At 62.9% G+C, this 8,206-nt stretch carries 8 protein-coding genes and 1 rRNA gene; all 9 read right to left on the minus strand.

Annotation, left to right across the window (positions count from 1 at the left end; all coding sequences use genetic code 11):
* Positions 1-24: 24 nt before the first annotated feature.
* The gene (locus AC3WQS_RS21365; protein ID WP_019748590.1) at positions 25-978 is read right to left on the minus strand and encodes a copper transporter; all 954 of its coding nucleotides are present in this window, start codon (positions 976-978) and stop codon (positions 25-27) included.
* Entirely contained in the window at positions 975-2,159 is a 1,185-nt protein-coding gene (steA, locus tag AC3WQS_RS21370) for a putative cytokinetic ring protein SteA (protein WP_020907868.1), read from the minus strand. The genes AC3WQS_RS21365 and steA overlap by 4 nt, the downstream gene beginning before the upstream one ends.
* A gap of 86 nt (positions 2,160-2,245) precedes the next feature.
* Positions 2,246-4,024 carry a DNA repair protein RecN gene (gene recN, locus AC3WQS_RS21375; RefSeq protein ID WP_003946143.1) on the minus strand — a complete coding sequence of 593 codons (1,779 nt, stop codon included), beginning with the start codon at positions 4,022-4,024 and terminating at the stop codon, positions 2,246-2,248.
* Positions 4,025-4,026: 2 nt separating this feature from the next.
* Positions 4,027-4,974, minus strand: coding sequence for an NAD kinase (locus AC3WQS_RS21380; RefSeq protein ID WP_019748593.1), 948 nt, complete (start codon positions 4,972-4,974; stop codon positions 4,027-4,029).
* Positions 4,971-5,828, minus strand: coding sequence for a TlyA family RNA methyltransferase (locus AC3WQS_RS21385; RefSeq protein ID WP_151530700.1), 858 nt, complete (start codon positions 5,826-5,828; stop codon positions 4,971-4,973). The genes AC3WQS_RS21380 and AC3WQS_RS21385 overlap by 4 nt, the downstream gene beginning before the upstream one ends.
* 1 nt (position 5,829) lies before the next feature.
* Positions 5,830-6,072, minus strand: a complete 243-nt coding sequence (locus AC3WQS_RS21390; RefSeq protein ID WP_019748595.1) for a hypothetical protein — start codon at positions 6,070-6,072, stop codon at positions 5,830-5,832.
* Between the two features lie 76 nt (positions 6,073-6,148).
* Positions 6,149-7,132: an HAD-IIA family hydrolase gene (locus AC3WQS_RS21395; RefSeq protein WP_046378612.1), complete on the minus strand. Its 984-nt coding sequence runs from the start codon at positions 7,130-7,132 to the stop codon at positions 6,149-6,151.
* Entirely contained in the window at positions 7,129-8,070 is a 942-nt protein-coding gene (locus tag AC3WQS_RS21400; protein WP_073513327.1) for a tetratricopeptide repeat protein, read from the minus strand. The genes AC3WQS_RS21395 and AC3WQS_RS21400 overlap by 4 nt, the downstream gene beginning before the upstream one ends.
* Positions 8,071-8,131: 61 nt before the next feature.
* Positions 8,132-8,206, minus strand: a 5S ribosomal RNA gene (gene rrf / locus AC3WQS_RS21405); the annotation flags it as partial.

Raw genomic sequence — 8,206 nt, forward strand, 5'->3', positions numbered from 1 at the left:
ACCGGCGTATCAATACCGGGGTGTTCAGTTGGTGGGTGCGCCCACGGTAACCGCCGCCGCTCCCGGTCCCGTGCCGTAGCGGCCGGCGCCGCCGTTCAACTGTTCCTGAAGTGCCAACGGCGTCGTGATCTTGCCCGATTCCCGATCGATGTTGTCGATGGTCGTCAAGCCCGCTGAGAGCGCCGCGTCCGCACGTGCGACGGCAACCGGACCACTGCCCTCGGCCGAGCCTGGCCGGCCCGCGAGAATCGTTCCTGCGCCGCGTCCGTCGAGAGCACCGGCAAACCGGGCGATGACGGCGCCGCGGTTACCCGTGGCTGCGTCGGATTCACTCTTGTTGTCGCCGGTGAGAACCACGGCGAGCTGAGCCGGCTTGACCGCTCCGTCGTCGTAGCTGATGAAACCGGCGCTACGCAGCGAGTCGAGCGCGAGATTCATCTCGTCCGGAGTGCTCTGCGGTTCGCTGTTCTGCCCGTTGAGAAGCAGAACCGAACCGAGCAGATCACCTGCGAGACTGCCCTGATCGACCGCACCGGTCTTGAGGGTGATCCCCGCAGGGATGACATTGGTGACGACGGTCCGCAAACGGTCACCGCCGGTGGCGTCGACAAACGAATCGGTGAGCGAGACGCGTCCGGTCACGGCGCCGCCGGCGGCAGTGACGAGTCGGTTGACACCGTCGAGATCACTGGGATCCGCGTCCGGTGCCGTGATGACGACGACGGTGCGACCAGCGAGACTGTCACGCACGACGCGACCGCCGACAGCGGCATCGAAGCCGTCCGCGGAATTGAGTTGCTGCTGAAGCTGATTGGACTGTTGATTGAGGTCTTCGATCTCGTTCTGCAGGTCCGCCTTGTCGTCACGCAGACCGGACAGCAATCCACTCGACAGCATTCCGGAACCGAGCACCACGCCGATCGCGAGTGCCAGAAAGATTGCCGCTATGGAAATTGCATGTTGACGCATCGAAATCACTTGAAGAGCCCCTGAACCCACAGCGCGAAGCTGTTCCACGTTGCGATTGCCCAGTCGAGAACTTCACTACCGGCATTGGACACGACCAGGGCGACGATCACTGCCACCAGGGCGGCGAGCACCAGGAGCGCGATCGCGCCGCCGGACACTCGACTTCGATACAGCGTTGCCACAGCCTTGGCGTCGACCAGTTTCGGTCCAACCTTGAGCCGTGTCATGAACGCCGACGGATTGCTTTCACGACGCCCACGGTCGAAGAACTCGTCCAAGGACACCACGTTGCCGACCGTCACGATCAGTGAAGCTCCGTGGTGATCGGCAAGCAGCAGCGCAAGGTCGGTCGGTGAGCAGGTCGCCGGGAACGTCATCGCCCCGATACCGAGATCCTGGATTCGGGAAAGCCCCGCCGCATGACCGTCCTGGTCTGCAGGCAGAACAACTTCCGCGCCGGACTTGAGCGTGGAACTGGTGATTTCCTCCGGGTCGCCCACGATCAGATCGGGGCGGTATCCGGCCTTGCTCAACACGTCCGCACCTGCGCCGACACCGATCAGGATCGGCGAATACTCCTTGATGAAGGGCTTGAGGTTCTTCAGATCGGTCTCGCGTTCGGGGCCGTCGGAGACGACCACGACATGGCGGTCCTTCAAGTCGATATCGATGTCCGGAACACCGATTCCGTCGATGAGCAACGGGCTTTCGGTGCGGATGAACTCGATGGTGTTACCCGAGAACGCTTCCAAGTGATCGACCAGGCCGGTCTTGGCCTCGATCATCCGGTCGGATATTTCGGCCTCGGTCTGCTCTTCACCCTTGACGAGGCTCTTCTCGCCGTTGAAGATCTCGCCCTCGTGCAGGCGGATCTTGCTTCCGTCCTTGATGTTCTTGAAGACATCACCGTCGACAGCATCGATGAGAACGATGTCGTTGGCGACGATCACTTCCGGTCCGAGGTTGGGGTACCGCCCCGAAATCGACGGCGACGCGTTGACCACGGCCATGACTCCGGCTTTCACCAGAGCATCGGCGGTCCGGCGATCGATGTCGATTTCGTCGAGGATCACGATGTCTCCAGGACCGACACGGCGCAGAAGCTTCGCCGTGTTCCGATCGGCCCTGGCGATGCCACTGATCCCAGGCAAGGATTCGGTGTTACGTGAGAGCAATCCGGGCATCTTCATGGCTTCGATGATGAACCTGAAACCGCGTTGACCGGTGGAGGCGCGCCGACAACTACCACATCAGTCACACCAACACCACAGAACCTTCAATCTGTGACGCGGGCCGCATTCGCGATCTCGAGCAGTTCTTCGGCGTGCGCACGACCGGTTTCGGTGTCGTCCAGCCCTGCCAACATACGGGCCAATTCGACCACCCGATCCGAATCCGACAAGGTCCGCACGCCACTGCTCACCACTCCGCCTTTGTCGTCGACCTTGTCCACCACGAGGTGGGTGTCGGCAAACGCAGCAACCTGCGGAAGGTGGGTGACAACGATAACCTGATGCGTGCGAGCAAGTTTCGCCAATCGGCGGCCGATCTCGACAGCAGCGCGGCCACCGACCCCCGCGTCCACCTCGTCGAAAACCATCGTCGCACCGGTGTCGCTACCAGCGAGAACAACCTCGAGCGCCAGCATGACGCGTGACAGCTCGCCACCGGAAGCGCTCTTGCTGATCGGAAGTGACGGTGCCCCACTGTGCGCTGACAGGCGAAATTCCACCTCGTCGACGCCGGCAGACCCGGCATGCAGGTCTACTCCCCCGACACTGAGCGGCGCCGAGTCCTGCGGGCCGGCAGGCTGCGAACGCACAGTCACTTCGAGGCCCGCACGTCCCATCGCCAGACCGGCGAGTTCCGCGCTGACGGCTTTGGCGAGCTTTGCCGCCGCCTTGACTCGCGCGGCGCTCAGCTTGGTAGCGGCTTCCGCGGTCAGGCCAGCCGTCTCCTCGACCTGCTTGGCCAACAGTGACAACGCATCCGAGGACACGTCGAGTTTGGATAGACGAGCGCGAGCAGTATCTGCCCATTCGAGAACACCGTCGACATCGGCGGCGTACTTGCGAGTCAGAGTCTTCAGTTCCGATTGCCGCGACAACAAAGAGTCCAGAGCACCTGGGTCTGCGGGCAGCCCGGACAGGTAGGTGTTCAGGTCACCGGCAACGTCGGTGACGACAGCAATAGCGTCGGCCAACCGGGAACCGAGGCCATCCAGATCGGCGTCGGTGACCGACTCGATGCGCGCCCTCGCTTCGGACATCAGGTCTAGCGCCGGCATGACACCGACGTCGCCGCTTGCCATGTCGTCACTACCGGCGAGCGCAGCATGCGCCTCTTCCGCAGCCGAGCGGAGCGAATCGAGCTCACTGAGTCGACGAACTTCGGCAACGATCGCCGTGTCCTCGCCGGGCTCGGGTGCCACGCCGTCGATTTCGTTGAGCGCGAAGGTCAACTGATCTGCTTCTTGCGCCAGTTCACGAGCCTTCGACGTGCGCTCGATCAACTCCGAACGAGCATCGAGCCACTCACGACGGTGTTTGCGGTACCTCGTCAGCAGCGTTCCGATTGCCTTGTCCCCGAAGCGGTCCAGCGCGTTGCGTTGCTGGTCGGGACGAAGCAATCGCAGCTGATCGTTCTGTCCGTGGACAGTCAGAAGTGGGTCCGTGAATTCGGAGAGAACTCCCGCCGGCACGCTTCGTCCGCCGAGATGAGCCCGAGACCGCCCATCGCTGCCGACTGTCCGCACGGCGATGATGGTCCCGTCCTCGTCGCGCTCGGCGCCGGACGATTCCAGGATTCGGACGATCTCACGCTCGGTGGCCGGTGAGACGTCGTCGGCGATGAATCGTCCTTCGACAACGGCCCGCGACGCGCCCAACCGCACTCGACCGGCATCTGCTCGCGCTCCGCTGAGGAGGTGCAAGCTGGTGACGACCATCGTTTTACCTGCGCCGGTTTCACCGGTCAGGACGGTCAGGCCCTCGTGAAACTGGGCGCTGGCCTCGGAGATCACACCAAGACTGTCGATACGGATCTCTGCGAGCACGATTAAGGCTTCCTTCCTCGCCATCCGGTAACCGGAAGCTCGAACTTGCGAACCATCCGATCAGCGAAAGGCGCAGAGTCCAACCGGACCCACTTGACGGGAGTGGCGCCGCGAACGATCTCGACGCGAGCGCCGGCAGGCAGTTCCAACGTACGACGGCCGTCGCAGAAGACCAGGCCGTCGTGGCTGCCTGCGACGGTCTCCACCGCGATGATCGAATTCGGGCTGGTGACCAACGGCCGCGCGAACAGCGCATGCGCGTTGCTGGGTACGACGAGCAATGCTTCGAGTTCGGGCCACACGACGGGGCCGCCTGCGGAAAATGCATAAGCGGTCGAGCCTGTGGGAGTGGACACGAGAACACCGTCGCAACCGAACGCAGACACCGGTCTGCCATCGACTTCGAGGACAACTTCGAGAACTCCCAGACGCGAACGGTTCTCGATACTGGCCTCGTTGAGCGCCCACCCGCGGTCGATGATCTCGTCGTCCACCCGAATCACGACGTCGAGTGTCATGCGAGACTCAACGCGATATTCCTTGCGAACTACTTGTGCGAGAGCCTCGTCGAGATGCTCGGCCTCGGTCTCTGCCAGAAATCCGATCCGTCCGAGGTTGATGCCCAGTACCGGAATGGACGCTTCTTGAGCGAGTTCGGCGGCGCGCAGAAACGTGCCGTCGCCACCGAGGACAAGTACCAACTCGCATCCAACGGCAGCATCAGGGCCGGGATGAACAACCGTGACGTCGAGACCCGGCGCAGAGAAACCCTCGGGTTCCGTCATTGCTTCGATGCGCGAACTGTCTGCTTCGTCGACGAGGACTCGCAGTCCGATTCCCGCGCGCTCGAAGATCTTCCCGACCCGCTTGGCAGTTTCCGTGATGTCACGTCGACCAGGGTGTGCGACAAGAAGGATCTCGCGCGACTCGCCGTTCGTGACCGCGTTCACTGGGGCCCTTCCTCTACAGCCTTGCGAATCATGTCCTCCACCGTGGGGACTCCCTCGGTGTTCGTCTCGGCGTCGGTATCCGTCTCTTCATCGTCGGATGTACCCGACTTTCGAAGCCACAGGAAATACTCGACATTTCCCGACGGACCGGGCAATGGGCTGGCCACGACACCTAACGTCCGCAGACCCACCTTTGCAGCAGCCTCCGACACGTCGAGCACAGCGGAGATTCGCAATTCCGGATCTCGTACGACGCCACCGGCACCGACGCGGTCCTTGCCCACCTCGAACTGAGGCTTGACCATCGGAACCAGGTCCGCGCCGTCAGCGGTACAGGCGACAAACGCCCCGAGTACCAGTTTGAGAGAGATGAACGACAGGTCCGCGACAACGAGATCGACAGTTCCGCCGATCGTCTCGGCATCGATAGCGCGAACATTGGTTCGGTCGATGACATGCACTCGGTCGTCGGACTGCAGGCGCCACACCAATTGGCCGTAACCGACGTCGACGGCGACAACTTCCTTCGCACCGCGTGTCAGCAGAACGTCCGTGAACCCGCCGGTGGAAGCGCCGGCGTCGAGGCACCGGCGACCTTCGACCGTCAATCCTTCGGTACCGAAGGCGTCAAGGGCACCGATCAGTTTGTGAGCACCGCGCGACGCCCACGAGACTTCCTGCTCCACCTCGACGACCCGAAGCGGCGTTCCGGCTTCGATCGCCGTCGCGGGCTTGGTCGCAACGGCTCCGGAAATGAGAACTCGGCCCGCGGAGATCAGTTCCTGCGCATGATCTCTCGATCGTGCCAGACCGCGACGGACCAATTCGGCGTCCACCCGTGCTCTACGTGCCACGTCAAGCCCTGTCCACAGAGGCGAGTGCCTGGACGAGCACCTCGTGTGCCTGTTCCAAAATATGTGCCTTCTGCGGAATCACACCTGCTCCGTGATGATCGTTCGGATCGTGTTCGATGCCGCCGAGGCGTGCCAGCAAACCGTCGACGTCGGAACGTATTCGTTCCGGATCGACGGTAGGGCGTGACCCGGGCAGCGGTGATCCGTTGCTCGAGTTTCCGGGGTGCGGTGTCGGCGTGCTCATCGGGCACAACGTTAGTGCATGACTCTCGGTTGCGCATACACCCGCACCCCCGCGAGTCGAACACATTTGCGAGAAATCAGACGAGCCAGGAAGCAAACAGATCCGCCACGCCGGCATCCGACGCTTCCAGGGTCTGGAACGACGGATTAGCCCATGCGACAGGCGCAACCGCACGTAGAAGCGACATCTCGTGCCCGACAACCGGGCCGTCGACAACCAGCGCCGACCCGTTCACGGAGACAGACCACTTGGAGTCCGCACCGACCAGCGATTCGACGGCCGGCTGATTGAGCGAATCCAGAGTTGCTGCAATGTAGGTGGGGCGCTGCTCAATCGGCGCCCGCAGTACGTCGCCCGGCGTGCTCACACCGGTCAGTACCAACAGTGAGTCGATCGAAACAGCATGTGCGCCTTCGATATCAGTGTCCAAGCGATCACCGACGACCAGTGGACGCGAGCACCCACTGCGTGCAAGCGCATCCTCCATCAGCGGTGCAGCAGGCTTGCCTGCCACCAAGGGTTCCTGCCTCGTGGCGGCGCGCAGAGCCGCCACCATCGAGCCGTTGCCGAGCACCAAACCCCGTTCCGACGGCAGTGTGGTGTCCAGGTTCGCAGCCACCCACAGCGCCCCGGCCCTGATCGCCAAGCATGCCTCGGCGAGGATCGACCAGTTGGTCTCCGTCGAATGTCCTTGGACGACTGCAACCGGGGAATCCGCGAATTCGCGCACCGGAAGCAACCCGACGCGCGTCACCTCGTCGGCCAATGCATCGGTACCGACGACAAGTACGGCGGCACCGGGTTCGAGACGCTCAGCCAACAGGCGCACCGCCGTCTGAGAACTGGTGACCACACGATCGTCTTCGGAATCGAAACCGAGTTCGGTCAGATGCGCGGACACTGCCGAAGGCGAGCGACTCGCATTGTTGGTCACGTAGTACAAAGCCTGCGTACCCTGACCCAACGCAGCCTGGGTGCCGGGAATCGCATGAGCTCCGGCGTACAGCGTGCCGTCGAGATCGAGCAAAAGTACGTCGTACTGAGTACGAAGCACGGTCACTGATCTTCTCCGGTCAACTCGGCCACCCGTTCTTCAGCATCCGTGTCACCCTCGAGGTCTGCAGCTGCAGCGTTGAGGAACCACTTCAATCCGTCTTCGACACGACCGGCTGCAACGAGGGCATCGGCGTATGCGTAGAACAGCCGAGCCGCCGCTTCACCGGTACGCGCTGCGTCCAGATCCTTGGTCTGCAGTGTGACAACTGCCTGATCGAACTGACCGAGATCCATGCGGGCGCCGGCGACCACGATCCTCAACTCCGAAGCCTCGTCGCCGGAAAGCAGGGCAGCCTCGTCGCTACGGCCGAGCTCGATGGCGCGTTCGGGTCGACCCAACCCGCGTTCGCAGTCGGCCATGACAGCGATCAGACCCGGTCCACCAGCCATTCGACGGGCAGCACGAAGCTCGGAGAGAGCTTCAGCCCATTCACCGGCGTGGTACGCGGTGATTCCAGCAGCTTCACGAACGACCGCAATTCGGCCGGCGCGCTGACGAGCAGCACGAGCGTGGAGCAGTGCAAGTTCCGGGTCTTCGTCGACAAGCTTGCCTGCCATGACCAGGTGACGCGCAACTGTGTTGGCGTTGTCCTTGTCGAGGCTGAGCAGATCCCGACGAACGGCCGGATCCAACTCGGTGGGCTCTACGTTGTCGGGCAAATCCGGTTCGTCAGGTCGTGCTTGCTGACGGTTGCGGTCGCCGTCGCGTCCACGAGGGGTGAACCCACCCTCGCCGCCGCGACGCTGTCCGCCGTTGAATCCGCCGCCACGGTTACTGTTTCCAGCACCGCCACGGTTGTTGTCTCCGGCACCACCGCGGCGGTCTCCGCCTGCAGCGCCGCGTGATCCACGCCCGTCGTTGTCACGACGGGGGCCACCTGATCGAGGCGCTCCTCCCCCACGGAAGGACCGACGCTCGTCGCCATTCTCCGACACAGTCATTCCTCTCATACAACGCACGAAAGGGGACCCAATATGTTGGGTCCCCTTTCGGTTAACGGGTGTTCGGCGGTGTCCTACTCTCCCACACCCTGTCGAGTGCAGTACCATCGGCGCTGAAGGGCTTAGCTTCCGGGTT

The sequence above is a fragment of the Rhodococcus sp. FW305-130 genome (assembly GCF_058788335.1).

Bases quoted from the DNA above. Each gene is read 5' to 3' on its own strand.
- steA (WP_020907868.1), bottom strand. From the start codon at position 2,159: ATGAAGATGCCCGGATTGCTCTCACGTAACACCGAATCCTTGCCTGGG.
- AC3WQS_RS21390 (WP_019748595.1), bottom strand. From the start codon at position 6,072: ATGAGCACGCCGACACCGCACCCCGGAAACTCGAGCAACGGATCACCG.
- AC3WQS_RS21400 (WP_073513327.1), bottom strand. From the start codon at position 8,070: ATGACTGTGTCGGAGAATGGCGACGAGCGTCGGTCCTTCCGTGGGGGA.